The 26534-nt window shown below is 43.7% G+C and carries 26 protein-coding genes and 4 tRNA genes; 24 read left to right on the top strand and 6 right to left on the bottom strand.

The features are described 5' to 3' along the window. Positions 1-38: 38 nt before the first annotated feature. The 11 genes from ACKTT9_RS34235 to ACKTT9_RS34185 all read left to right on the top strand — a co-directional run bounded on the left by ACKTT9_RS34235 (position 39) and on the right by ACKTT9_RS34185 (position 10733). Positions 39-1814 (top strand): thiamine pyrophosphate-binding protein, encoded by a 1776-nt coding sequence (locus tag ACKTT9_RS34235; RefSeq protein ID WP_407869507.1) that lies wholly within the window; start codon positions 39-41, stop codon positions 1812-1814. Positions 1815-1837: 23 nt separating this feature from the next. Continuing rightward, a complete protein-coding gene (locus ACKTT9_RS34230; RefSeq protein ID WP_407869506.1) occupies positions 1838-2821 on the top strand; it encodes an NAD-dependent epimerase/dehydratase family protein in 984 nt (327 codons plus the stop codon). After that, positions 2818-3801: a glycosyltransferase family 2 protein gene (locus ACKTT9_RS34225; RefSeq protein ID WP_407869505.1), complete on the top strand. Its 984-nt coding sequence runs from the start codon at positions 2818-2820 to the stop codon at positions 3799-3801. Before ACKTT9_RS34230 ends, ACKTT9_RS34225 begins: the two co-directional genes overlap by 4 nt. A 214-nt stretch (positions 3802-4015) precedes the next feature. Continuing rightward, entirely contained in the window at positions 4016-4759 is a 744-nt protein-coding gene (locus ACKTT9_RS34220; protein ID WP_407869504.1) for a sugar phosphate nucleotidyltransferase, read from the top strand. Between the two features lie 14 nt (positions 4760-4773). Continuing rightward, positions 4774-5319 carry a dTDP-4-dehydrorhamnose 3,5-epimerase gene (rfbC, locus tag ACKTT9_RS34215; protein ID WP_407869503.1) on the top strand — a complete coding sequence of 182 codons (546 nt, stop codon included), beginning with the start codon at positions 4774-4776 and terminating at the stop codon, positions 5317-5319. Between the two features lie 18 nt (positions 5320-5337). After that, positions 5338-6354, top strand: a complete 1017-nt coding sequence (gene rfbB, locus ACKTT9_RS34210; protein ID WP_407869502.1) for a dTDP-glucose 4,6-dehydratase — start codon at positions 5338-5340, stop codon at positions 6352-6354. A gap of 2 nt (positions 6355-6356) precedes the next feature. Further along, positions 6357-7214, top strand: coding sequence for a dTDP-4-dehydrorhamnose reductase (gene rfbD, locus ACKTT9_RS34205; protein ID WP_407869501.1), 858 nt, complete (start codon positions 6357-6359; stop codon positions 7212-7214). Continuing rightward, positions 7201-8151, top strand: a complete 951-nt coding sequence (locus tag ACKTT9_RS34200) for a glycosyltransferase family 2 protein (protein ID WP_407869500.1) — start codon at positions 7201-7203, stop codon at positions 8149-8151. The genes rfbD and ACKTT9_RS34200 overlap by 14 nt, the downstream gene beginning before the upstream one ends. Before the next feature lie 93 nt (positions 8152-8244). Further along, a complete protein-coding gene (locus tag ACKTT9_RS34195) occupies positions 8245-9111 on the top strand; it encodes a glycosyltransferase family 2 protein (RefSeq protein ID WP_407869499.1) in 867 nt (288 codons plus the stop codon). Positions 9112-9117: 6 nt separating this feature from the next. Next, positions 9118-10524: an undecaprenyl-phosphate glucose phosphotransferase gene (locus tag ACKTT9_RS34190; RefSeq protein WP_407869498.1), complete on the top strand. Its 1407-nt coding sequence runs from the start codon at positions 9118-9120 to the stop codon at positions 10522-10524. A gap of 83 nt (positions 10525-10607) precedes the next feature. After that, positions 10608-10733, top strand: coding sequence for a hypothetical protein (locus ACKTT9_RS34185; protein ID WP_258567639.1), 126 nt, complete (start codon positions 10608-10610; stop codon positions 10731-10733). A gap of 52 nt (positions 10734-10785) precedes the next feature. Here ACKTT9_RS34185 and ACKTT9_RS34180 read toward each other — a convergent pair whose 3' ends face one another. Further along, positions 10786-11865 carry an acyltransferase family protein gene (locus ACKTT9_RS34180; RefSeq protein WP_407869497.1) on the bottom strand — a complete coding sequence of 360 codons (1080 nt, stop codon included), beginning with the start codon at positions 11863-11865 and terminating at the stop codon, positions 10786-10788. A gap of 265 nt (positions 11866-12130) precedes the next feature. On the opposite strand from ACKTT9_RS34180, the gene ACKTT9_RS34175 reads away from it, so the two are divergent. The 5 genes from ACKTT9_RS34175 (at position 12131) to ACKTT9_RS34155 (ending at position 18141) form a co-directional block, all read left to right on the top strand. Beyond that, positions 12131-13288, top strand: coding sequence for a hypothetical protein (locus tag ACKTT9_RS34175; protein WP_407869496.1), 1158 nt, complete (start codon positions 12131-12133; stop codon positions 13286-13288). 408 nt (positions 13289-13696) lie between these two features. Then, positions 13697-14869, top strand: coding sequence for an alanine racemase (alr, locus tag ACKTT9_RS34170; RefSeq protein WP_407869495.1), 1173 nt, complete (start codon positions 13697-13699; stop codon positions 14867-14869). Between the two features lie 217 nt (positions 14870-15086). Further along, positions 15087-15368 carry a CopG family ribbon-helix-helix protein gene (locus tag ACKTT9_RS34165; protein WP_028553892.1) on the top strand — a complete coding sequence of 94 codons (282 nt, stop codon included), beginning with the start codon at positions 15087-15089 and terminating at the stop codon, positions 15366-15368. A 3-nt stretch (positions 15369-15371) separates the two neighbouring features. Beyond that, a complete protein-coding gene (locus ACKTT9_RS34160) occupies positions 15372-15722 on the top strand; it encodes a type II toxin-antitoxin system PemK/MazF family toxin (RefSeq protein WP_028553893.1) in 351 nt (116 codons plus the stop codon). An 82-nt stretch (positions 15723-15804) separates the two neighbouring features. Next, positions 15805-18141: a Tex family protein gene (locus ACKTT9_RS34155; RefSeq protein WP_407869494.1), complete on the top strand. Its 2337-nt coding sequence runs from the start codon at positions 15805-15807 to the stop codon at positions 18139-18141. Positions 18142-18334: 193 nt separating this feature from the next. Here the strand turns inward: ACKTT9_RS34155 and ACKTT9_RS34150 are convergent, their stop codons facing one another. The 3 genes from ACKTT9_RS34150 to ACKTT9_RS34140 form a co-directional block, all read right to left on the bottom strand. Next, entirely contained in the window at positions 18335-18661 is a 327-nt protein-coding gene (locus tag ACKTT9_RS34150; protein ID WP_407869493.1) for a hypothetical protein, read from the bottom strand. A gap of 225 nt (positions 18662-18886) precedes the next feature. After that, the gene (gene cmpA / locus ACKTT9_RS34145; protein WP_090818813.1) at positions 18887-19051 is read right to left on the bottom strand and encodes a cortex morphogenetic protein CmpA; all 165 of its coding nucleotides are present in this window, start codon (positions 19049-19051) and stop codon (positions 18887-18889) included. A gap of 74 nt (positions 19052-19125) precedes the next feature. Continuing rightward, positions 19126-19479, bottom strand: coding sequence for a hydrolase/acyltransferase (locus tag ACKTT9_RS34140; protein ID WP_407869492.1), 354 nt, complete (start codon positions 19477-19479; stop codon positions 19126-19128). A gap of 151 nt (positions 19480-19630) precedes the next feature. On the opposite strand from ACKTT9_RS34140, the gene ACKTT9_RS34135 reads away from it, so the two are divergent. From ACKTT9_RS34135 to ACKTT9_RS34120, 4 genes are all read left to right on the top strand, one after another. Beyond that, entirely contained in the window at positions 19631-20104 is a 474-nt protein-coding gene (locus tag ACKTT9_RS34135) for a SprT family protein (protein WP_407869491.1), read from the top strand. A 19-nt stretch (positions 20105-20123) separates the two neighbouring features. Then, positions 20124-20199: transfer RNA gene (locus ACKTT9_RS34130), tRNA-Asn, on the top strand. A 7-nt stretch (positions 20200-20206) separates the two neighbouring features. After that, positions 20207-20295 (top strand) — tRNA-Ser (locus ACKTT9_RS34125). A gap of 157 nt (positions 20296-20452) precedes the next feature. Continuing rightward, positions 20453-22195, top strand: a complete 1743-nt coding sequence (locus ACKTT9_RS34120; protein ID WP_407869490.1) for a methyl-accepting chemotaxis protein — start codon at positions 20453-20455, stop codon at positions 22193-22195. Positions 22196-22262: 67 nt separating this feature from the next. Here the strand turns inward: ACKTT9_RS34120 and corA are convergent, their stop codons facing one another. Next, on the bottom strand, positions 22263-23192 hold the full coding sequence (corA, locus tag ACKTT9_RS34115; protein ID WP_407873172.1) for a magnesium/cobalt transporter CorA: 930 nt from the start codon (positions 23190-23192) through the stop codon (positions 22263-22265). A 155-nt stretch (positions 23193-23347) separates the two neighbouring features. On the opposite strand from corA, the gene ACKTT9_RS34110 reads away from it, so the two are divergent. Both ACKTT9_RS34110 and ACKTT9_RS34105 read left to right on the top strand, forming a co-directional pair. Further along, positions 23348-23419: transfer RNA gene (locus ACKTT9_RS34110), tRNA-Glu, on the top strand. A 17-nt stretch (positions 23420-23436) separates the two neighbouring features. Then, positions 23437-23518 (top strand) — tRNA-Leu (locus ACKTT9_RS34105). 117 nt (positions 23519-23635) lie between these two features. Here the strand turns inward: ACKTT9_RS34105 and ACKTT9_RS34100 are convergent. Continuing rightward, positions 23636-24109 (bottom strand): SRPBCC family protein, encoded by a 474-nt coding sequence (locus ACKTT9_RS34100; protein WP_407869489.1) that lies wholly within the window; start codon positions 24107-24109, stop codon positions 23636-23638. A gap of 128 nt (positions 24110-24237) precedes the next feature. Between ACKTT9_RS34100 and ACKTT9_RS34095 the strand changes: the two genes are divergently transcribed. Together ACKTT9_RS34095 and ACKTT9_RS34090 are read left to right on the top strand one after the other, a co-directional pair. Beyond that, a complete protein-coding gene (locus ACKTT9_RS34095; RefSeq protein ID WP_407869488.1) occupies positions 24238-24651 on the top strand; it encodes a winged helix-turn-helix transcriptional regulator in 414 nt (137 codons plus the stop codon). Between the two features lie 212 nt (positions 24652-24863). Beyond that, positions 24864-26474, top strand: coding sequence for an extracellular solute-binding protein (locus ACKTT9_RS34090; RefSeq protein WP_407869487.1), 1611 nt, complete (start codon positions 24864-24866; stop codon positions 26472-26474). The last annotated feature ends 60 nt before the right edge of the window (positions 26475-26534 follow it).

Below are 26534 nucleotides of genomic sequence, written 5' to 3'. Positions count from 1 at the left end.
GATATCATTTAGAACATAATAAGGATGAGGTGAGGCAAATGAAACTATCGGATTATGTTATTGATTTTATTGCAGAAGAAGGAGTCTCTCATGTATTTGAGTTTATTGGTGGAGCCATTGCACATCTTTTGGATTCTGTCTATTTACGAGATGATATCAATTGTATTTCGGTTCGTCATGAGCAAGCAGGTGCTTTTGCTGCAGAGGCTTATGCAAGATTGAATGGTAAACTTGGGGTAGCCATGGCAACAAGCGGTCCAGGAGCTTTAAACTTGGTTACTGGTATTGGTAGTTGTTATTTTGATAGTGTACCTTGTTTATTCATTACGGGTCAGGTAAATACGTATGAATATAAGTTTGATAGGCCTGTAAGGCAGATTGGATTTCAGGAAACTGATATTGTAAGTGTTGTTAAATCATTAACTAAATATGCAGAACTTGTAACTGACTCCTCAACGATAAGATATCATCTCGAGAAAGCTGTTTTTTTGGCTCAAAATGGTCGACCGGGTCCTGTATTAATTGACATTCCAATGAATCTACAAAGGGAAAGTATTAACCCTGAGAATTTATTGAGCTTTTATGACAGTGAAGAATATAAAGAATTACAATCAGAATTGAATAAGATTGCCTCAGACAAAGAACTAAATGACATCTTACAACTGATTAGAAATTCAGAGAGACCTGTTATTCTAGCTGGAGGAGGAGTCAGAACTGCAAATGCAGCTGATGAATTACAACAACTTGTAAAGTTGACTGGAATTCCAGTGGTCACTTCATTAATGGGTCTCGATGTAATTCCGCATACAAACGATGAGTTTATTGGATTAATTGGTTCTTATGGGAACAGATACAGTAATATAGCTCTAGCAAATAGTGATTTAATTTTAATATTAGGTTCTAGACTTGACTCCAGACAAACAGGGACAAGACCAGATACCTTTGGGCGAGCCGCGAAAAAGATACATGTGGATGCCGATTTCAATGAATTGAATGCAAAAATTAAAGTGGACATTGCGATTCAAAGTGATGTGAAGAGTTTTTTAAGCAAATTAAATGAAAATCTCAAGGAATATCAAAAGCCCGACTATGTAAAGTGGAATGAAACAATTAAAAACTTGAAAGATAAATTCCCTACACGCTGTTATGACTCACCACAAGAGCATATAGATCCTAACCTATTTATGGAATTACTATCATCGATGAGTTGTGAAGGTGATGTAATTTGCTTAGATGTAGGACAGCATCAAATGTGGGCTTCACAGTCTTTTAAAATAAAAGAAAAACAAAGGTTGCTGAACTCTGGTGGAATGGGTGCAATGGGGTTTGCTTTGCCTGCTGCGATTGGGGCTTCACTAGTAAATGAAAATACAGTGATTGTTATAGCAGGTGATGGGGGCATACAGGTCAACATTCAAGAATTTGATACGATTGCTAAACACAATCTCCCAATAAAAATATTTGTAATGGATAATAATTGTCTAGGGATGGTTAGGCAGTTCCAGGATTTGTATTTTGATGGTCGAAAGCAATCTACAGTGTATTCCTCACCAAATCTATTGAAAATTGCTCAAGCGTATAATATTCCCGCATTCCATATAGCAACAATGGATGAAGCAAAATCTAGGATTGATGAAGCATTTAAAATTGAAGGTCCAGTATTTATATCTGTAGCGTTAGAACAAAATACAACCGTTAATCCTAAACTAGTAGTCAATAGACCTATCGAAGATATGTCACCTCATCTAGAAAGACATGAGTTGAGAGGATTAATGTTGATTGACTTAGTCGAAGAAATGGAAGTACCTAAATAGGTTTTAATTTTTGGAGGCAGTATATGGATACTTCCATAAAGGAAACAACAACGATAGCTATTTTAGGGGCAACAGGGCATATAGCGAAAAATTTGATTTATTACTTGTCAAAAGAAGAAAAATATAATTTGGTTCTGTTTGCCCGATCGGTTTCAAAAATAGAACACTTTTTAAATGATAATTTGTTGATGAAAAGTAAGTTTACATTATATAATATGGAACATTTCTCTCTATATTCATATGATGTGATTATCAATTGTATTGGTATAGTTGATTCCACTAAATCTAAAAAAGAACAGCAACAAGTATTTACTGTGACTGAGAAGTATGACAATTTAATATTAAATTATTTGCACTCCTATTCCAAAGCTTTATATATTAACCTAAGTAGTGGTGCTGCATACTCTACAGAATTTGATCAAGCAGTTGACCAGAATACTAAAAGCGAAATAGAAATTAACAATTTGCTCCCAACACATAGTTATGGGATTACAAAGCTATACACAGAAGCTAAACATAGAGCATTTGATAATCTTAATATCGTTGATTTGAGGGTATTTAGTTTTTTTAGCCGATTTATTGATATAAATTCAAAATTCTTACTTACTGACATTATTCAATGTCTACGAGAGGATAAGGTTCTTAGGACAAATAATATCAATATAGTGAGAGATTACATCCACCCGAAAGACTTTATTGAATTAATCAAACTATGTATTTCTAAACAAGTTGTTAATGATGTTTTTGATGTATATAGTTTAGGTCCGATTTCTAAATTTGATATACTTAACTATTTTGTTGAGGAATATGGCCTTAAAATTGAAAATGATAATTCGTACTCATTGACTTCACCGTCTGGAGTGAAAAATAATTATTATTCAATTAATACAAAGAGTAAAACTGTGTTACTCTATTACCCCATATACACTTCACTTGAATGTATAAAAGAAGAAATTAGATATATCTACAATGGATCTCCAAATAAAGATTATAAGGTGAAGAAATGAAATTACTAAGTATAGTAACGCCGTGTTATAACGAAGAAACTAATGTTGAAGAGTTGTACATACAGGTTAAGGAGATTTGTAATAGCCTTATTGGATACACGTATGAACATATTTTTATTGATAATGCATCAAAAGACGATACCGTATCTATATTAAAGACGCTAGCATCACAAGATCCGAATGTAAAAGTGATTGTTAATTCAAGAAACTTTGGACACATCAGATCTCCATATCATGCTTTACTTCAAGCTAGAGGGGATGCTGTAATACTTATGGTTGCAGATCTTCAGGATCCCCCCACAATGATAAGGGATTTTGTTCAAAAATGGGAAGAAGGATATAAAGTTGTTTTAGGTGTCAAAAATGAGAGTGAAGAATCTCGATTAATGTTTGCTATAAGGAAAATGTACTATAACTTCATTAATAAAGTGTCTGAAATTGAACTAACAAAAAATAATACAGGATTTGGTTTATATGATCAACAAGTAATAAAGGTTTTAAGGGATATTGATGATCCTTATCCGTATTTTAGAGGTTTAATCTCAGATATTGGTTTTGAGAGTTATAAAATTAATTATATCCAACCATCTCGAAAGAGAGGGATAACTAAAAATAATTTTTATACCTTATATGATATTGCAATGTTAGGAATTACTAATCATTCAAAGATTCCGTTAAGATTAGCAGCCATGTTGGGCTTTGGTATGTCAGCTATTAGTTTTATTGTAGCAATACTATATTTACTAGCAAAGTTAATATTCTGGAATTACTTTGAAGTAGGTATTGCCCCACTTGTAATTGGATTGTTCTTCTTTTCATCAGTGCAATTATTTTTTATCGGGATTATTGGTGAATATATTGGTTCTATCCATACTCAGGTATTGAAACGTCCGTTGGTAGTAGAAAAGGAAAGAATTAACTTTGGTGAAGACAGACAGCGTTTGGAAAAGAAGGAGAAAATAATAGCTGGAAAAACCTAAGCACAACCTTATTTAAAGTAAGAGTTTAGGCTTTTTTAATTTGATTAATATATTTACACTGAAATCGACTTTTCTATCTTAATTAGCATGTTCCGGCCAGGTTTTACCCATGGTATTATTTAATCATGTAACTTAAATGGATCTAATGTGAAAATCATGCCCATAATTCATTTAAAAAGTTACTTGTAAAAAGAAGAATGGCGAGGTGTTTATAATGAAAGGCATTATTCTAGCGGGGGGAACAGGTTCCCGTCTTTATCCGTTAACTAAAGTTACAAATAAACACCTACTTCCTGTAGGTAAATATCCAATGATCTTCCACTCTGTAGCCAAATTGAAGCAAGCAGATATAAGTGATATTCTTATTGTTACTGGAAAGGACCATATGGGCGACGTTGTTAACCTACTTGGTAGCGGTAGAGAATTGGGAGTAACTTTCACTTACAAAGTACAAGATGAAGCTGGCGGTATTGCACAAGCATTGGATCTTGCTGAACACTTCGTAGGGGATGACCAAATGGTCGTAATACTTGGAGATAATGTGTTTGAAGAAAGTATCGTCCCATTTGTAAATAACTTCAGGGCTCAACGAAACGGTGCTAAAATTCTTATCCAAGAGGTTCAAGATCCTCAAAGATATGGGGTTCCTGAGCTCAATGGAGATAAAATTATCTCCATTGAGGAGAAGCCGAAAAGACCAAAGAGTAGTTTTGCAGTAACTGGAATTTATATGTACGATAGTTCCGTGTTTGGTATTGTTAAGACACTTAAGCCATCAGGCCGCGGTGAACTTGAAATTACTGATGTTAATAACGCGTATATTGAAAGAAATGAACTGACTTATGATATCCTTCAAGGCTGGTGGACGGATGCTGGGACACATGCTTCTTTAGCTAAAGCAAATGAATTGGCTAAAGATATGCTGTTTGGCGAAGAATTTGGGAAACTTAAATTATAAGAGGTGTTCATATCATGCAAGTCATAACTACTAAACTTGAAGGACTATACATTGTCGAGCCCGATGTCCATGGAGATAATCGTGGCTTTTTTATGGAAAGCTATAGCAGTCGAAAATTTGCTGAGCATGGAATTGATTTTCCCTTTGTTCAGGATAACCATTCACTGTCCGTGGAAACTGGCGTTGTACGTGGACTTCACTATCAATTAAATCCCAAGGCGCAAACAAAGCTTGTTCGAGTAACGTCTGGAGCAATTTATGACGTTGCGGTGGACATTCGTAAAAACTCATCTACTTTCGGGCAGTGGGTTGGGGTCATTCTAAGCGAAGACAACAAGCGACAACTACTTGTCCCACAAGGATTTGCACACGGTTTTTGTACGATTGTTCCAAATACACAAGTGCTTTACAAAGTGGACGAGTATTACTCACCGGAGCACGATAGAGGAATTCTTTGGAGCGATCCAACGCTTGGCATTGATTGGCCTACATCTAAACCAATCCTTTCTGATAAAGATCAAAAGCATCCGCTGCTTAGAGATGCGGAAATTAATTTTTAAGATAGGAGCCTTTCACAGATGAAAATACTCGTAACTGGCGGAGCCGGGTTCATCGGCAGCAACTTCGTTCATTATATGCTGGAACGTTATCCTAGCTATCAAATCATTAACTTGGATGCATTAACTTACGCAGGAAATCTGGAGAATCTTAGATCAATTCAAGAGAACGACAATTATACATTCGTAAAAGGCGATATCACTGACTCGACGCTTGTGAATAGTCTATTCGAACAAGGAGTAGATACTGTCGTTCATTTCGCCGCGGAGTCGCATGTGGATCGGAGCATCTTAGAGCCAGATGTTTTCGTGAAAACAAACGTTCTTGGCACGCAAGTGCTGCTTGAAGCCGCACGGAAATATAATGTTAAGAAATTCGTCCATGTGTCAACAGATGAAGTGTATGGAACACTTGGAGATACAGGTTTATTCACAGAAGAAACTCCTCTTGCTCCAAACAGCCCATACTCAGCTAGCAAAGCAGGTTCGGATCTTCTAGTTAGGTCTTATCATGAGACGTTTGGCCTCCCTGTGAACATTACTCGTTGTTCCAATAACTATGGGCCTTATCAATTCCCAGAAAAGTTAATCCCATTAATGATTGCTAATGCTTTGAGTGATAAATCTCTCCCTGTATATGGAGATGGTCTTAACATCCGTGACTGGTTGTATGTAGAGGATCACTGTAGTGCAATCGATCTAGTTTTACATAAAGGCATTAATGGTGAAGTTTACAATATTGGCGGAAATAACGAGAGAACAAATATTCAAATCGTGCAGACGATTCTTCGTGAACTGGGGAAACCAGAGTCATTAATTCAGTACGTTAAAGATCGTCCTGGACATGATCGCCGATACGGTATAGATGCAACTAAGATTACAAAAGAGCTAGGCTGGGAGCCTAAACATAATTTTGAGACTGGCATTCATGAAACGATTCGTTGGTACTTGGATTATCAGGAATGGTGGAAAAGAATTCAGACTGGTGAATACCAACAATATTTCGCCCAGCAATACGGCGAGCGCCTAGGAGTTTAGAGATGAAGATCTTAGTGACAGGGGCGAATGGACAACTAGGGCAGGATATCGTTAAAATTTTGGGCAGTAACCATGAAATATATGGTTTTGGAAGAGAGCAGCTTGATATTACGAACGAGTATCAATGTCTTGAAGTGTTAGAATCCCTTAATCCGGATATTGTCATTCATAGCGCTGCATACACAGCTGTTGATCTAGCTGAAACGGAAGAAGACAAGGCTTATGAAATTAATGCATTTGGAACAAGGAATCTTGCCGTTGCTGCTGAAAAAGTAGGAGCGAAGCTTTGCTATATAAGCACAGATTATGTTTTTGATGGGACTGGTACAACGCCATATCGAGAATATGACAATACGAATCCTCAAAGTATTTATGGGAAGTCTAAAAGAGCTGGGGAACTCCTCGTTCAAACGCTTTCTACGAAATACTTTATCGTCAGGACATCGTGGGTCTATGGTTTGTATGGAGCGAATTTTGTGAAAACCATGCTTAAACTAGCTCAGGATCGCGACAGTTTGAAGGTTGTAAATGATCAGTTCGGATCACCAACGTACACGGTTGATCTTGCGAATTTCTTGGAGCAGCTTGTTCGAACTGAACGTTATGGCATTTACCATGCTTCAAACACTGGAGTTTGTTCGTGGTTTGATTTTGCTGGCGCGATTTTTGAGGAAAGCGGTAAGAAGATAAATGTAATGCCATGTTCTACAGAAGAGTTCCCGCGACCTGCCCCAAGACCGCGTTTCTCGGCGATGGAGCATATGGCCATTCGGGCAAATGGATTTGAAGATTTGAGACCATGGCGTGAGGGGCTTCAAGCTTTTTTAGAGGAACTTGGAGTGAGTAATGTACTCCGCTAGTATCCATATAGTGACCTACAATAGCTCTGAACACATCGACGATTGCTTAAATGCAGTCATCAGGCAATCCTACCCCATAAATCAAATCGTTATTATTGATAATGCTTCAAAAGACAACACACTTGAGAAGTTACAAAAGTGGTCGGACAGGATTCTTTTAGTTAAGAATACTAAAAACAACGGCTTCGCCGGCGGACACAATCAAGCATTAAGAATGACAGACACGGACTTTTGCTTGATTTTGAATCCAGATGTAGTCCTCGATGAAGACTACGTGCTTAAAACAATAGAAGCAATAGAGAACACACCAAGTGCAGGCAGTACCACAGGGAAACTGCTTTTCAAAGCCGATCCAAAGCACATTGACAGCACGGGGCTTATCATCAACAAAGCTCGTAGAGCATTTGACCGCGGCACACATGAGACAAGCGATCTCTTTCAGCTTCCTGAGGAAGTGTTCGGCGTCTCAGGTGCCGCGGCCATGTACTCTCGCAAGATGATCAATGACATTAGTTTAGATGGCGAATTTTTCGATGAAGACTTCTTTGCGTATAAAGAAGATGTAGATGTCGCATGGCGAGCACAACTGCTCGGTTGGAAGGCACTGTACGAGCCATCTGCAATCGCGTATCACGAACGAGGTTGGAAAGAAGGCGGTAGGAGCAGTAAGCCCCTTTTTGTCAGGAGACTGTCCTACATTAACCGTTACAAAATGATGGTAAAAAACGATACGCTTTCAGCGATGCTCAAGCACATTGTTCCACTTTTCATATACGAATGCCTCAGCTTGGCTTACTCTCTTTTAAGAGAACCAAAGCTGCTAGGAGCATGGTCTGACTTCTTTCGCAAATATTCGGATCTTCGTAAGAAGAGACAATCAATACGCATTAAGCAAAAAGTATCAGCAAGCGAACTTAATAAGTGGTTCAGATCATAAGATTAGCACAAGCTAGTCTTATTTTTTTAGGCTAATTTTAATATTCGCATGTTATAATAGGGTTAATGAAATTAAGACAAGTGAGGTTTCCCCTTGGATTTATCAATTATTATCGTTAATTACAAAACACATGACTTAACCTTAGCCTGTATAAAGTCAGTATTTTCGTCAGCTACAGCATACACTTATGAGATTATTTTAATCGACAATGCCTCGAAAGATGGCATCATAAAGTCCGTTAACGAAAAGTATCCCCAAGTCACCAGTATCGCAAATAAAGACAATGTAGGCTTCTCAAGAGCCAATAATCAAGGCATTCGCAAATCAAAAGGGAGATACGTGCTGCTCCTGAACTCTGATACCGTCGTTCAACAAGACACGCTGGAAACTATGCTGCGTTTCATGGATGAGAATCCAATCGTAGGTGCCAGCGGCTGCAAAATCGTACTGCCAGACGGTTCGCTCGACAAAGCCTGCAAACGGGGCTTCCCGACGCCGTCAGCGTCCTTTTACTATGCCTTCGGCTTTTCGAAGCTATTTCCGAAAATTCCACGATTCAATCAATACCAGCTGGGCTACTTGAATCCAGACGAAGAATACGGTATCGATTCCCTTGTAGGTGCCTTCATGTTAATACGCCGCGAGGCGATTGATCAGGTCGGAATGCTGGATGAGGAATTTTTTATGTATGGTGAGGATATAGATTGGTGTTATAGAATTAAAGAGGCGGGCTGGGTCAATTATTATTACCCTAAGACGCAAATCATCCATTACAAAGGCGCGAGCAGCCGAAGGAAGCCTTATAAAATTATCTATGAATTCCATCGTGCAATGATTTTATTTCATAACAAACACTACCGTAAGAAGTATTCGTGGCTGACCAACACGGCGGTTTACATAGGTGTAGGTTTGAAGTTCGGTCTGTCTTTGGCAAGGAATAAACTAAAACCAACGAGGTGATTTACATTGATTCGACAGAGTCAAGGTTTTTTGACCCAACTTTACGCGCTGGCCGACTTCATATGTATTCAGCTCGTATTTTTACTTTCCTGGTGGCTGAAGTTTAAAAGCGGCTGGATTCATTTTGATTCTCCACTGCCAATTAAGCATTATTTGATGTGGAGTGTCAGCTATGCGTTAATTGCGATTTTCATAAGTTATATGATAAATTTTTATACGCCAAAAAGAAAAAAGCAGTTTTCATTCGAGGTATTTAAAATTATTCAAGTGCATGTATTCAGCTTGCTACTGCTTTTAAGCCTTTTGTTTATTTTAAAAGAAGTAGACGTTTCGCGGTCTTATCTCTTGCTTTTCCTAGTAAACAACATCCTTGTCATTAGCTTTTATCGTTATATGATTAAAATTTCGCTGAAACGAGTCCGGCAAAAGGGCTATAATAAGCAATTCATCCTTATTCTTGGAGCGGGTTCGCTTGGTAGACAGTTTTACACGAAACTCAGACAGCATCCGGAGCTAGGGTACGAGGTTGTCGGATTCCTTGATGATTATCAAGAAAAACACGAGATTCCTTACCAGAATTATAAGCCGATTATTGGCAAAATTGATGATCTAGAGTCCATCTTGAATGATACTATAGTCGATGAGGTCATTATTGCTCTTCCGCTGGATGCCCATCGTAAATTCGGTCATATCATCAATGTCTGCGAGAAAATTGGTGTCAAAACGCTGATCATACCAGACTTCTATGACTTCTTACCGTCACGACCTTATTTCGATAATTTTGCGGAGATGCCGCTCATTAATGTTCGGGATATTCCTCTGGATGAGTTCAGAAATCGGTTGTTCAAGAGGGCTTTTGACATACTATTCGCTAGCGCGGCTATTGTCCTTACAGCGCCGGTCATGCTTGCATCGGTCATTGCAATTAAATTAACTTCTCCAGGGCCGATCATTTTCAAGCAAGAGCGTGTTGGACTGAACCGCAGGAATTTTATGATGTATAAGTTTCGCAGTATGAATGTGTTGTCCGAAAGTGCTTCTAATACGGAGTGGACGGTTGAAAATGACCCGCGGCGCACAAAGGTTGGAACCATCCTTCGCAAAACAAGTTTGGATGAGTTACCTCAGTTTTTCAATGTGCTTTTTGGTCATATGAGTGTTGTTGGTCCAAGACCGGAACGCCCTTATTTCGTGGAACAATTCAAGGAAGAGGTTCCGAAGTATATGGTGAAGCATCATATTCGACCTGGCATTACGGGATGGGCGCAAAGCAATGGTTTGCGTGGAGACACATCGATTGAGGAACGTATCAAACACGACATTTTTTATATTGAAAATTGGACTTTTTTATTCGATATTAAAATTATTTGGCGAACCATTATTAATGGCTTTATCAATAAAAATGCCTATTAATTAATTTTTTTCACCGCAACCGCATGAATCGTCAACATCTTCCCCATACTAAGCATATACTTAGTGTGCGGGGAGGTTTTTTTATGATCGATCATGATGACGCTTACCAAGATGAACGCGTTTCAATTGGCAAAGGTTTGATTGTTGGCGTGGTGTTCGGTTCCCTGATCTGGGCAGGTATTATTGCCGGTATTGTGTATATTTGGTGAAGATAAATAAAAGAAGACTGCTAGGGCTTATAGCCTTAGGCAGTCTTTTTGTTTAGGAGACAGGTTTTGAAGAGCGGGAAGGACTTACTTTTATGACGTCGCGAAGTCCAGTGACAAGCGGTTTCTCAGCTAACTTGTACGCCATGTGACATAGCGGTACTACACATATTACAATTATTAAGTTTGTGAGCAGAGGGCCCAAATAATCGACCAAATGAGTAGCCACACTTAATTTCATTAATATGGAGATAAATATCAGATGGGTTAGTAAAATCGTGTATGACGCATCCCCTAGTTTGCTGAGGGAAATAACCCACTTTGGCAGCTGGATCCGTTCAGGTACGGAGGAAGCACCTAGCAGTACAAATATGGCCGGAATAACGTATAGCAGGTAACTATGAAAAGGAGCAAATTGATATTTGTTATTGATCCATATCAGTAAAAATCCAAACATTCCGATCGCAATCAACCATTTGTAATGTTTACTTCTATGTTGCTCCACCCATTTGGCCAATAAACAACCAGCTATGAATTCCAAGTTCACATCGCTAAAGAGAAAGTTTAGATAAAAATGACGGTCTATATCTGCACTAATGAAGGGTATTCGCAAAAAATGGCATAAAGTTAATGCAATCCAAATTGAAGCGAAAATAAAGGCTGGCTTTTTCCCAAGAGCAAGGAGGAGGCTGAAAGCCAAGTAAAACAGTACAAAGTAGCTTAACGACCAAGCCACCGGCAATATGGGGCCATGTGCTTGAGGGAGCAGCAGGAATGATTTAATAATGGTATCTTTATCAGTCTCAAAGCCGTATCCAAAGCTCGGAACGAAAAAGTAGACAGGCAGTACAATGAGTGTAATTAGCCAGTAGAAGGGATAGATACGTATGAGACGATTCGTTAAATAGGGCAAAACGGTCATTTGGGTTCCTATTTTGTGGCCATATGTACGAAAGAGCAGAAATCCGGTTAATAGGAAAAAGAAGTCTACGCCGCCTGATCTCCCGATCGAGCTGATCCCTAATAAGTCGTATTGATAATACTTGAAAGACATGGCTGACGTATGGAAAAGCAGCACAAAAAATGCCGCCGCTCCTCTTGAGGCTTGAAGCGTGATTTTTTGGTTGTTATTCAAGGGAAATTCCTCCGGTTCATGAATGAATCTTCAATTGATCATTATGCCAGATGACTGTGAAGAAACTATGTCTGGAACCTGAAGGGTTGCTGAATTTTAGTTGAGCTGAATAGGGGGATTCATTTATAAGATTAGACGAATCCGGAGCTAGTCTTATTTTTTTTGCCTAAATGGGTCCAAGCCGGTAGCTTGGCTGCATAATCGGCCAAGTCCCCTCATATGCATGTACTATGTTGATGTTAATCATGAGTGAGGGGATGATCGAATGCGCCGGGTCACATGGATGGTAGCAGTGGTGATGTGCTTAGCATTGGTTCTCGCGGGATGCGGGATAGGCAAGAAAGATGCAGGATCTATCGTAAAGGATTTGGATCATGTGATCAGCAAAGCGGATAGCTATCAGGCTTCTGGCAGCATGATTTTGCACACGGGGTCACAGCCGCAGGAGTACCAGGTGGAGGTGGCGTTTTCGCCGGAACATTTCTACCGGATTTCGCTGACGAATGCATCGAAAGATGTGACGCAAATTGTGTTGCGTAATGAAGAGGGCGTTTTCGTTTTAACGCCGCATCTGAAGAAAAGCTTCCGTTTCCAAAGTGATTGGCCAGAGAATCAGGGACAGGTTTACTTGTTCCAATCTCTAGCTAGAAGTATTATTGCGGACAAGGATCGCCAGTTTACAACGGACAATGATGCTTATGTGTTCGATGTGGCGGCGAATTATCAGAATGAGCAGCTGTCCCGCCAGAAAATTTGGCTGAATAAAAAGACGCTGGCACCTACGCAGGTTCAAGTGTCGGATGCGAACCAAAATGTGATGGTGCAGGTGAATTTCACGAAGTTCGAATTCGATGCGAAGTTTGATAAGGATTTCTTCCAAATGGAGCGCAACATGACGAGCTGGAACATGCAGACATTGCCGACAATGTCCGATGTGAAGGTGACGGATGCCGATCATCCGGCAGCTGGTGTGACGGACAAAAACTTGACCGCAACAGGCGGCCAATCGGATCAAACCCAACCGACAACGTCTACAGGCACAAAAACGGATGCAACGAAGTCAAATGCCGCGGCAAGCAAACCGCAAAGTATCGGTATTATCGAGCCGAGCTATCTGCCTAAGGATGTCGTGAAACAGGACATTACGGATATGAAACTGGGTGAAGACGCGGCTGTTCTTTTGAGATATAAAGGGAAGTACAACTTTAGTATGGTTGAGGTTAGACCTCAGGCGAAGTCGGTATCTTTGCAGCCAGGTGATATTGTGGATCTCGGATTCACGATCGGCGTTCTCACAGGGGAAGATAAGAAGACTCTCACTTGGACGAATGACGGCGTAGAGTTCAGATTAACGACGGGTGATTTGCCGACAAATGAAATGATTAAAGTGGCCATGGCTACGGAAGGCCAATCCGGTAAGTAGCTAACCAAAGATCTGCTCTTAGGAGCAGGTCTTTCCTTTTGGCTTCTCGGGCTTTTATCAGAGAAATTTAATGTGGGAAAGTATGCCAATGGGGGATTGAATACAATGGAAGATCATACTTTTAAGAAAAGAACTGAATGGGCTGCAAATGTACGAGGGGAGTAGCATTGAGCCGATTTCCTTTCGGAGATGGCGATGCGAACAGACATGCTCATAAAAAGAGTCGTTTGGATATGACGCGATTTCGCCTTATTTAAGGCTAAAGGACGGTTGACAGTGTTTCGTGACTCGGTTTAACATAGGTTTATCGGTCCTAACGGGTTCGGAATTATTGGAGGGGGAGTCCTGCTGCTCGCATGGAGCGGGCCTTCCCTTGTCCTTTGCATTTGGAAAAAGAGGTGAACGCTGGTGGATGCTTTTTATCGTCCCACGTGGGTTGAAATTTCGTTAGATGCACTGCGAAGCAACATTGAAGGTTTTCAGAAGATACTGCCGGCAGGAATGAAGCAGATGGCAGTCGTTAAAGCGGATGCGTACGGACACGGGGCTGTAGAAGTATCCAAAGAGGCTTTAGCCGCAGGTGTGGATTACTTGGGTGTGGCGTTTTTTGATGAAGCGCTGGAGCTTAGGAATGCAGGAATAACCGCACCTATTCTGGTGCTTGGCTACACGCCCCCAGAGGGAGTCGAGCGGGCACGAGAGCTTGATGTTACGATCGCGGTCTATAGTCATGATGTCCTAAAGGAGCTGCAGGCGCAGCAGCATAAGAAAAAGCTGAAAATCCACATCAAGCTTGATACCGGCATGGGTCGTCTTGGTTTGCATACGGAAGCGGATGCAATTCCTTTCATCGAGCAAGCGTTGACGCTGCCGAATGTTGAAGTTGAAGGATTGTTTACTCATTACGCAAATGCGGATGAAGTGGATAAAAGCTATACGTTGGAGCAGTACCGCCGTTTTGAGCGGATTGTGAGCTATTTTACGGATAAAGGTGTAACATTTCCATATATACACGCTGGCAACAGTGCAGCAGCTATTGATTTGCCTGGTCTCACTTATTCGATGGTACGTTTGGGTATCTCAATGTATGGGCTATATCCTTCCGGGGATGTGGATCAAACCAAAATTGCGTTAAAACCGGTGCTTAGTCTCAAAACAGGCATCGTCCATCTCAAAACATTGCCGCCAGACTCCGGGATCAGCTACGGAACGATCTATCATACCAAAGGCGAAGAGCAGATCGGAACGCTGCCAATCGGGTATGCGGATGGGTATTCACGGATGCTTTCGGGTAAGGCAGAAGTTCTGGTTCGTGGCAAAAGGGTGCAGGTGGTCGGTCGAATTTGTATGGACCAATGCATGATCAACGTGTCTGACGTCGAAGGTGTCCAGTCTCTCGATGAGGTTGTGCTGATCGGGGAGCAGGACGGAGAACGAATTACGGCTGAAGATATTGCAGATCAGCTAGGTACAGTTAATTATGAAGTCATTTGTATGATTTCACATCGGGTCGCACGTGTGTATGTACGCGGCGGTGAACGGGTGGATGCCATTAATCCGCTGATGCGTCATCGTTACTAAATCGGGGTTCATTCTAACTTAGATGAATTTACCATTTAAAAATGTTCCTTCCTTTGGAGGAATTTAGAGTAGGCTATCGAATACGTAGTGTAGAATCTTATATCCATAGGTGTAACATATTTGATATACTGGTTGCATATATCTATTGTATAATTTGGTTTTCAATTTGACATACTGGTAATATTGTCTTTGTATCGTTTCTTGGGGGTGCGAGAGTGTGAGTAATGCGCATAATACGAAAAGGATCATGATTAGCTTGCCTGACAATCTGTTGCAAGAAGTGGACGGTATTGTCGAGAAGGAGAACTCCAATCGCAGCGAATTTATTCGCCAGGCAATGAAGCTGTATTTAATTGAACGCAAAAAGCGCAGTCTACGCGAATCCATGCAGCGTGGGTATATGGAGATGGCGAAAATTAATCTCAGCATGGCATCTGAAGCTTTTCAAGCGGAGGAAGAAGCGGACGGTACGCTTGATCGCTTAGTAAGCGGGGTGTAAGAAGTGATTGTGAAACGTGGCGATGTATTTTTCGCAGATCTTTCGCCGGTAGTAGGATCGGAGCAGGGAGGAGTTCGTCCTGTTCTCGTGATCCAAAATGATATCGGCAACCGCTTTAGCCCAACCGTGATTGTTGCAGCGATTACCGCTCAAATCCAGAAGGCGAAGCTGCCCACGCATGTGGAAATCGACGCGGAGACGCATGGTTTCGATCGAGATTCGGTCATTCTGCTTGAGCAGATCAGAACGATTGACAAGCAACGGCTAACGGACAAAATTACGCATTTGGATGAAGAGACGATGCGAAAGGTTGACGACGCTTTGCAAATTAGCGTGGGACTGATAGAATTTTGAATAGGATCAGGAACGGACGGGGGGAAGTGGTTCCCTCGTTTTTTGGTTTGCATACATACTTGAATCTAAGTAGAAGTGGGGAATGACTGTGACAATATTGGAAACGATGATGAACAAATGGTTCCACGCAGCCGGCGAAACATCCGGAAGTACAGGTGTGACAAATGCAGCGGAAGAAGAGCAGGCGGGAAGCAAAGGTGCAAAGAACAAATACGAGGAAGAGCCGAAGGAAAAGGTCGTCCTTACTGAAGAGAAGAAAGCGGAGATCCAAGAGCGAATCTTGAAGCAGATCTCCGCTGAGCTCCAACTGCCTGCAGGGAAAGTAAAAACGACGATGGGGCTGCTGGATGAGGGGAATACGATTCCTTTTATCGCTCGGTACCGGAAAGAAATGACGGGCGAGCTGGACGAAAACCAGCTGCGGGACATCGAGGAGCGTCTGCAGTACTTGCGTAACCTCGAAGATCGTAAGCTGGAGGTCGTGCGTTTGATCGACGAGCAGGGGAAGCTGACGGATGAGCTGCGCAAATCGATTGAAGGCGCTGCAAAGCTGCAAGAAATCGAAGATTTGTACAGGCCGTATCGTCAAAAGCGGAAGACGAGAGCCAGCGTAGCCAAAGAGCGCGGCTTAGAGCCGCTTGCGGATTGGATCTGGAAGCAGCCTAGAAACGGCTCGCTCGAACAAGAAGCGGAGCGCTACATAAACGCGGACAAGCAGGTAGCAAGCGCGGCTGACGCGATCCAGGGCGCGATGGACATCTTGGCGGAGAACATTGCGGACGATGCCAAGATTAGAGCCTGGGTACGCAGATACACGCAGGATCAAGGGGTCTTACATACGGAGGCAAAAGATGCAAAAGCTGAGTCCGTCTATGAGATGTACTACGCCTATCAGGAGCCGGTGAAGCGTCTCCCGCCACACCGTATTCTTGCCATCAATCGTGGAGAGCGCGAGGAAATTCTCAAGGTTAACTTGGTCGTTGCCGTAGATAAAATTCATGATTATATTGCTAGGCAGATTATCAAAGGGCAATCCGTCGTACAAGATGTACTTCGTGCGGTTGTCGAAGATGCTTACAAGCGTCTCATCGCACCGTCCATTGAGCGCGAAGTGCGCGGAGAGATGACAGAGATGGGCGAGGAGCAAGCGATTAAGATTTTCGCAGAAAATCTGCGTAATCTGCTGCTCCAAGCGCCCGTCAAAGGGCACGTGGTGCTCGGTGTCGATCCCGCTTACCGGACAGGCTGCAAGCTGGCCGTCATCGACGACACCGGGAAAATGCTTGAAATCGCCGTGACGTACCCGACACCTCCGAATAATAAGGTGGCGGAAGCAAAGGCGAAGTTCAAGCAATTGATCAGCAAGCACGGCGTTGAGCTGATCGTCATTGGGAATGGAACGGCTTCCCGTGAAACGGAGCAGTTTGTTGCGGAGCTGATTGGCGAGATCAAGGAGCAGAAGCTCAAGTACTTGATCGTCAGCGAAGCGGGGGCGAGCGTGTACTCCGCGTCAAAGCTGGCGCAGACGGAGTTCCCTGACCTCGACGTCGCCGAGCGCAGCGCGATCTCGATCGCGCGGAGGCTGCAGGACCCGCTCGCGGAGCTTGTAAAGATCGAGCCGAAGGCCATCGGCGTCGGGCAGTACCAGCATGACGTTTCGCAGAAACGTCTGGATGAGAACTTGAAGGCCGTCGTAGAGTCGGCCGTTAACCATGTCGGCGTGGACTTGAACACGGCGTCCCCGTCTTTGCTCTCGTACGTGTCGGGCGTGAACGCGACGTTGGCCAAGAACATCGTCAAGTATCGCGAGGAGAACGGCAAGTTCGGCTCCCGACAGGAGCTGTCGAAGGTTCCGCGCCTTGGCGCGAAAACCTTCGAGCAGTGTGTCGGGTTCATGCGGATTCCCGGCGGCGGGAACCCGCTGGACAACACACCGATCCATCCGGAGTCTTACGACGTCGTGGATCGGTTGTTCAAGGAGCTGCGCCTGGAACTGGCGCAGCTGGGCTCGCAGCAGCTTCTGTCGCTGCTGCAAACGCTGGAGCCTGAGGAGATGGCTCCGAAGCTGGGCGTGGGTGTCCCGACGTTGCGGGACATCTTAGACAGCCTGCAGCGGCCTGGGCGGGATCCGCGGGAGGAAGTTCCCGCGCCGATCTTCCGCACAGACGTGCTGCAGCTGGAAGACCTTGTGCCGGGCATGGAATTGACCGGCACGGTGCGCAATGTCATCGACTTCGGCGCTTTCGTCGATATCGGCATTAAGAACGATGGGCTGGTGCACATCTCCCAGCTCAAGAACGGCTTCGTGAAACATCCGATGGATGTTGTTTCCGTTGGAGACATTGTTCAAGTGTGGGTGCTGAACGTGGATCAGAAAAAAGGCCGTGTCGGCTTGACCATGAAAAAGCCACAGCAATAAGCAAATTGATAGCAGTTGGCGGCGATAAGCTGCCGGCTGCTTTTTTACATCATCCTCTCTTATTGGCTTCATCCTTCGCTTCTTCCGCATCATCCTCTCTTATTGGCTTCATCCTTTCGCTTCTTCTACATCATCCTTTCTCTTTTGCGAATCATCCTTTCTCTTTTGCGAATCATCCTTTCTCTTTTGCGAATCATCCTTCTCTGTGTCCCACCTCCTTCACGAAATAAACGATTGCCTGCTGCGGGCCAACGACCGCAGTGAGCACATCCTCACGCGCTAAACGGGTCAGCCACCCGGCAGCTATGCGAAAAGGGACATTACATTCAGCCGCGATGTCTTGGATACGGATTTGGCCATTACGGCGCTTCGCAACCTGGAGAATAACTTGCTTCCTTAACTCCCACAGATCGGGTGTAGAGGGGGTGGGGGTGTTATGTACAGAATAAGATGACCTCCTTTCATGCAGCAAATATACGTTGTCTCCTTGCCCTTTTTTCGTTCTACGACGTAAAACCATGAATGATCGACTCCCTTATACATATTTAGATAACAAAAAAGCACACCGACCGGCAGATTATTCTGCTGGGTCAAGTGTGCTTCACTCAACGGACTATTACATTTATTTACAGTATAGTGGGCTCATTTCAAATATGCAACATATTTTTCATAAAGCTTGCTGCTTCTATGTACGGGTTACGGCAAAAAAGCCAGCACCTGTCTCAAACAAGTACTAGCCCTTTTATCAAAATTTACGTTTGCCCGGTCCGTCCGTCGATTGGGTGTCAGGCCACTCCTCTTGTGAGCGGCGGGTGCGGTAAAAGTACCAGCTATCATTCAGCAATCGGATTTGTCTGCGGTTTTTGTTCTGGAAGGCCCGCATTAATTGATTACAGAGCCATTGCGGCATATGCCCATCCCCTTCTTCGCCATGTACTTATAGCATATGAAGGAGAAGGGAGTAGGGTGCAGGTCCTTTTGACATTAATCTTCAAATTCCTCTTCGTACCACTGTTCCAACTGTGCTTGAAGCGCGCGGATTTCAGTTAGCAGCGAGATCAGCGGATAGGATTTCTCCTGGATGCCGGCAAAGGATTTTTCCAAACGATTAATATACTCTAATCCTTGAATGAGCGTATACGTCGTTCCGATTAGCTCCAGATCATCACATTCTGCAATCACTCGCGGGAGCTGAGGGACATCTTCGGCTGTCAGTTTGTCCAATTCTTTGTGCAATCTTTGATTCAGAGCGGTAAGTTGATAGGAATAGGAAGATGGCATGGCAACAAATTCTACTTGCTGGTCGAGCTTTAGAATGGCATATCGCATTTGTGGCATTCGATTGGTCAAATCCTCTCTGTATAAAGCTTTCGTTCTTTCTTTTCTACTTGACAGTATAGCCGTACATACGGTACAAATTCAAGTGAGAACTTGTCTAAGATGATCTTGCGAAGAAAGTTTTTAATGAAAAATCTAAGGAGCGTAGGGGATGGAGGATCGGGAACTTCAGGAGTGGATTGAGCAGATTTCTTTGGCATCGTTTGGAAGGCCGTTTGTTCATCAGGCGCGTTTTAACCGAAGATTAAGGTCGACGGGAGGACGTTATTTTACCAAATCCCATGATATCGAAATCTCTTGGATGCAGTGGGAGACGTTTGGCCGTGAAGAAATCGAGAAAATCATTAAACATGAACTTTGCCATTATCATTTACATATATTAAAACGAGGTTATAAGCACCGCGATCATGATTTCAAAACACTGTTGGAGCAGGTTGGCGGGTCTCGCTTCTGTCAGTCGCTGCCTCAGGCACGTCAGAAAAGGGCTTATAAATACCGGCTGGAATGCGTCAATTGCAAAACGGAGTATTTCCGAAAGCGAAAAGTGGACGTCCGCAAGTATGCCTGTGGAAAATGTAAGGGAAAATTGAAATCGTATACACTTGACTTACAAGCCCCTTCATAATAAAATTATACTTATTCATTCCCTGATAGCTCAGTTGGTAGAGCACTCGACTGTTAATCGAGTTGTCACAGGTTCGAGTCCTGTTCGGGGAGCCATATCTTTGGAGAGATACCCAAGTGGCTATAAGGGGACCCTCTGCTAAGGGGTTAGACTGCGTAAGCGGTGCGAGGGTTCGAATCCCTCTCTCTCCGTATGAATTTGGAAATAAGCTCAGATGGCGTTTACGCCGTTTGGGCTTATTTTTTTGTGAGTTTTTCTATGAATTTGCTAACAATTGTCTAATATTTAACAAACGATTTTCCCTTATAGTGATGACAAACAACAGACAACTAGACGGGGGCTGAAGAGATGGTAAAAGGTTTATCCATTCGAGTGCGTTTGATTTTATTGCTCTTAGTGCCTTCCATCCTGTATTTGGGGACAAGTATTTATTTAATGGAGCAAAACAAAAACAATACAAGAGCGTTGGCGTCATCCCTATATGAAACAACGGACAAGAGTACTTCGCTCATTTTGAACGCGGACCGGGACATGTATCAGGCGCTAGTGGCATACCAACTGCTTGTATCAGGCACATTGAATGCGGAGGAAACAACGACGCAGCTCAAAGCGATGAAAGAGAATATTGAACAAGCGAATACCAGAGTCGAGCAGGCGGCAAGCATTTTAAAAGCGAAGGGTCTTCATCAGGTGGCACACGCAGAAACGAAACTGACGATTGAGCAGAATGTTGCCGGGTTTCATGCCTCTTTTGATCAGTGGGCGAAGGAAGCAGATGTCGTGGTACAGACTTTGGGAAAAGGGAAAAATGCCAGCAATGACCCTAAGCTTATGGCTACTTTCGAGAAAGGGCGCGAAGGAATGAACCAAATTGGTGAAATTTTGGACGCCTATGCGAATGCGAGTATCGATCAGATCGAGGATCAAAATCGTAAAACGGAGCAAACCGTGTATGCATCTGTTGCATTTATCGTTCTTTTGCTGGCCGTATCCGGTTGGATGATCATTCGTAAAATAATGAGGACGGTCCGGTCCATCATGAAGGTCACTTCTGAAGTGGCGGCTGGAGATTTGCGGCATGAGCCGGGCAACAAGTACGCGAAGGATGAGCTGGGGAAAATTACAGAGTCTGTCGATACGATGGTTATGAAAATAAAAGGCTTGATCGCTGTAATTGCCACCAATACGCAATTCGTCCATGACGCTTCAATCGAGCTCTCGGATAGCTCCAAGGAATCAGCTACGGCTGCCGAGCACGTCGCTACGAACATTCAAGATATGACGCATGACGTTGAGATTCAAGTCAGAAGCAGTGAAGAAACGAGCAGAACGATTGAGGAAATGGCGATTGGTATTCAAAAGGTGGCTGAAAACTCGAGCGTCATGGCGGACCACTCGTCGCTAACTTCGCGCCATGCGGAGTTAGGCAATGAACTGCTGGGGAAGTTGCAGCAGCAAATCGCGAGCATCCTGAAATCGGTGGATCAACTCTCACAAACGGTTTTATCATTGACGCGTAAATCCGATGAAATCGGGTCAATTGCTTCGAGCATTACCTCTTTCGCTAATCAAACGAACCTGCTGTCACTGAACGCTTCTATTGAAGCGGCCAGAGCAGGCGAGCACGGTAGAGGATTTAATGTTGTAGCCAATGAAATCCGCAAGCTGGCTTCGCAGTCCATCGCTTCTGCCGATGGCATTAATCAATTGATTCACGAGACGCGAGTTGAAATTGCAAGTGTGTCCGAGTCCATGCAAGTGACGAAGCAAGAGGCTGGTACAGGATCTGCGATGATGCAGGAAGTAAATCAAAGTTTCTATACGATCATGGCATCCGTCACGCACATTGTCACGCAAATTCATGAGACTTCAGCCATCACGGAGCAAATGTCGGCGAGCTCGCAGGAAATTTCTGCGACGATGGAGCACTCGGCTGCGAGTTCTTCACAGATTCTGATCAAATCGCAGAACGTTGCCGCTGCAACGGAAGAGCAGTTAGCCATGATGCAGAATATCGCTGCAGCATCCGAGCAGCTTCGCTCGGTTGTGAATACACTCAATGAATCGGTTGCTTATTTTAAAATAGCATAAGGAAAAAAGGCACCCGGTGATTGTGGATATCACGGCGGGTGCCTTTCGCTTTTTGCACAATGAATAGTCAAAACCAATGTTTACGTTTAAAAAAGTACCACATCAAGAAACCAATGCCAATCATCAGGATCCAGACATACAGATAACCATAGTCCCAGCCTAACTCGGGCATGATTTTGAAGTTCATGCCGTAGACGCCAACAATAAAGGTAAGCGGCAGAAAAATCGTGCTGAAAACCGTTAATGTTTTCATAATTTCGTTCATGCGATCGGATTTCATGCTCATTTGGAGCTCAAGCAGCCCTGTCAGTGACTCACGGAAAATATCCAGTGAATCTACGACGCGCGAAATATGATCCATAATATCCATGAAGTAGACATCATCTTCTTCCCGTGTGTACGGAAAAGAGTGGTGAGCAATAGCCGCCAGGGTTATTCGTTCATCGACAATGACGCGGCGGAGCTGGTGCATGATTCTTTTCAGCTGGAAAATATCCTGCGCGATGCGAATCGCGGGATTTTGATAGACGGACTGCTCCATGTGGTCGAGTCGATCGTCCAGATGTTCCACGATGACGGTATAATCGTCAACACAGCGGTCCAGAATGGCATGCAAAATGACGCCGGGATGGCTGATGCGTTCAGGCACTTCTTGGCATGTCAGGTAGAGCTGGTCCATGAAAGGGAGCTTGTCTTTGTAAACGGTGATAACAAAATTAGAGCCGATCACGATCGCAATTTCTTGGGGCTCCAGCCCCTCGGATACGGCGAAGAAGGTCAGGAAGATGTGATCTTTATACGTATCCATCTTCGGCCGTTGGTTTAGCTTGATGGCATCCTCAACGAGGAGCGGGTGGCACTTGAATACATCGCCAAGGACATGTTTGACTTCATCGGGCGACGGGTTCTCCAATCGCACCCAAACAACTTCGTTTGGAGCTGGAATGCGCACCTCTTCCTCGTGGACGGTTGCCTGTGTAGATTCATATATGAGCATGGATGACAAACCAAACACCTCGGTCAGGTTGAATTGGTTTCAGCATACCATATTTGTCCGGAAGTGATCCAGATTTTGCACTTGTCAATTGAGATTTGATCCTTTATAATAACAATTGTCGTCAAAATGGGCTGCACAAGCTTCATGACTTTCGTGGCCCGTTGGTCAAGTGGTTAAGACACCTCCCTTTCACGGAGGTAACAGGGGTTCGAGTCCCCTACGGGTCAGTTTTTTATCCTCTTATGCGGTCGTGGTGGAACGGCAGACACACCATCTTGAGGGGGTGGCGCTCACAAGGCGTGAGGGTTCAAATCCCTCCGACCGCATCCCAGATTTCCAAGAAATTTAAAAACCAAGGAGCTAAGCGAGTTGTTCTCGCTTAGCTCCTTGGTTTTTTGTATTACTGAGATTGTGGGCAAGGGATAAGGGATAGCCAAATTTTTCTAAGAGTTTTCCAAGCCGTGTTTATTGGCAATTCGCTCGCTTTGGTTGGGATGGCCCTTACCTTCCGTAATCAAGCTGCGTAGACTGCCGTTGATATAGGTGCCCCAGGAGTCCGAGCAAACGCTGTAGCACTCATATGAGGGGACTAGACCTACGTGCGTAAAGCGAACTTCTGTTGTTCCGTCCTTCTCGGTGATTTCAAAGATAATGTCGGTATCCTTCCACTCGCTCTTGTCCATTACGAAGTTGAAGTAGTTGTCCATAACGTGCCATACAACCTTCTTACCTGGAATGAGTTCGGTGATTGCGATGGTGCAGCGGTGAATGTCCTGGTACTGGTGCTTAAATTCGCCAAGTTCGTCGCTTCTGCCTTCAATATCTTCCGACCACCATCCTCGGACATTATTGATAGCGGCGAAGACTTCGTCGGGGCTTTGCTCCACATTAAAGGCAGTGGTGTAGTTTTGATTCATGCAAGCTATCTCCTCTCAATATTTGGTAATAGCACTCCTAGTATAAAGTTGTTACTTGCAAATTGCAAGTATAAATAAGTCGGGCATGTTAACTTGTAAGATGCAAGTATGGATAGTATAATCGACTCATGAAAAAACGAACCCCTACAGTTTGTCCAATCGTCTATGCACTCGACATATGGGGCGATCCATGGAGCCTCATCATCCTTCGTGATGTCCTTATCCATAATAAGCGGCATTACCGCGAGTTTCTTGCTTCACGCGAGGGCATAGCAACGAATATTTTGAGTGCACGCCTCCAATCCCTCACGGATGCAGGCCTTCTTGTCAAAATAGAAGGCGCTTCAAGCCGTGCACAAACGATGTACCGACCAACGCAGAAAGCATTGGATCTGTTTCCGGTCGTATTTGCCGTTATGCGCTGGGGCCTAAAATACAACCCCGATACCGATATGGAGATTCCGATTATGCAAGAACTGATATCTGACGAAAAAGGTCTGGAACAGCGCCTTTTGCAGAATTTCGACGATGTTACTTCGTAGATGATGAATAGTCGAAGAGGACAGCCTTCACCGGGAGTTAAGCAGGTATAAGCCGCTTAGCTCCTTTTGCATTTGTCCAAATTGCTATTTATGTATTTTGAATAAACACATAATTCCGACTAAAAACACATGTGAATTTATTGTAAGTGTTACTATAATGAAAACTATCATGGGCCCATGATAATAAAGTTTATAGAGAGGGGCTACTTCATTTGAAAGCACTTTCGAACAACTCCCGTTTCCTTCGCAAGCGGAGCGCTATCACGATAGTTGGAGCTTTGATGTCTGTTGTTATGCTAGCCGGCTGCGGTAATTCTTCTAATGATCCAAAAGCAACTTCCACTTCAGGTGCATCGGCCTCCGATCCCATTCATATTCTTCTGTCCCATTCCGAATTTGCTTATGCCAAACAAGCCAAAGAAGACGATATCTACAAGAAAGAACTGAACCGATTATCCGGTTTCAATGTGAAGTATGATTTCTTGGGACATAGCGATTATGCCCAGCAGTTGTCCCTTCGGTTTGCATCCGGTGATCTGGCTGACCTGATCCGGACGGACAGTATCGTATCTACCATTCACAGCGGTGCTGTCGATCAAGGTGTTTTTCTCGAACTCGGTCCCCTCATTGATAAATACGCGCCTACGCTAAAAAAGAAAATACCCGCAGAATTCTGGAAAAGTCCCCGTATTTCCAAGGACGGTAAAATTTATGGCATACCCGTTACCCGTGGGGTACCGGCCGATCGTTCTATCTTTATCCGCCAGGATTGGCTGGATAAGCTGAAAATGGATACTCCTAAGACACTTGACGACTACTTAGCCTTTTTCGAAGCAGTTAAAAAAGAAGATATGAACGGCAACGGCGATCCAAATGATGAATATGGTTTAGGCATGTTCAACAATATTGTTTGGACGGATATTTTCACACCTGCATTCGGTGTTCATACGAACAAGTGGAGCCTCAAGAACGGGCAGCTCGTTCCGGACATTATCGATCCAAGAATGAAGGAAGCGATCGCTTTCTACAAGCAGTTATACGATAAAGGCTACATCAATCCCAATTTGTTTGTGAAAAAAGAAGATGAACAGAATGCTTCCATTGCCAAAGGGGAAGTAGGGGTATGGGGAGCTGCCGTTTATCAATACCTGGCTGGGTACGGCAAGGATAACGCAGCAAAAACGTTCCTTAACCAACCCAACGCTTCTGTTAGCATGATTGCACCCCCGCAAGGTCCACGCGGTGATAAAGGCATGGCGCTGCAATCAGATGAGATTTATTTCGTCTGGGTGATTCCGGCCACAACAAAAAATCCAGAAAATATCATTAAGTACCTGGAGTGGGCTTACAGCAGTCCTGACGCTGACCAATTTTTTGCATACGGGATCAAAGGGCAAAACTTCACGGAAGAAAACGGACAGATTAAGTACGATATTAATCAGCCGGTCAATGTGGAGAAAAATGCTTTCCAAATGTATCAAGTGTCATTGAACCCGCGTGAGATCGGTTTCGCAGCTCCACTTGTGCTTAAAGCTCTGCCGGAATCCGAAAAGATTACCAAAGGGTATGCGACGTCCAAAGAAAGTCTAATCCCGAATGAAGCGAAATATATGCCTCGTTTGGAATCACTCGCAAGCCATCCGGAATTAAATATTGGCGCTGCTCAAGGCACGCTTTTCCTGGACATGTTTGCCAAAGTGCTTACAGGACGTGAACCACTGGATTCAGCGTTCGACAACTTTGTGGTTGAGTGGAAAAAGCGAGGCGGCGATGCCGCAATTAAAGAAGCGACAGAATGGTACAACAAATTCAATACGAAATAACGGTTAGACCCGGTTAAGCGTGGATCGAGCTCAGCTCCGACTTGGACCTCCTGTTGCTCG

The organism is Paenibacillus sp. P36 (assembly GCF_045866505.1).
Taxonomy (GTDB): domain Bacteria; phylum Bacillota; class Bacilli; order Paenibacillales; family NBRC-103111; genus Paenibacillus_E; species Paenibacillus_E chondroitinus.
Note: the sequence above shows the minus strand (reverse complement) of the source record. Positions and strands in the feature narration are given on the sequence as shown.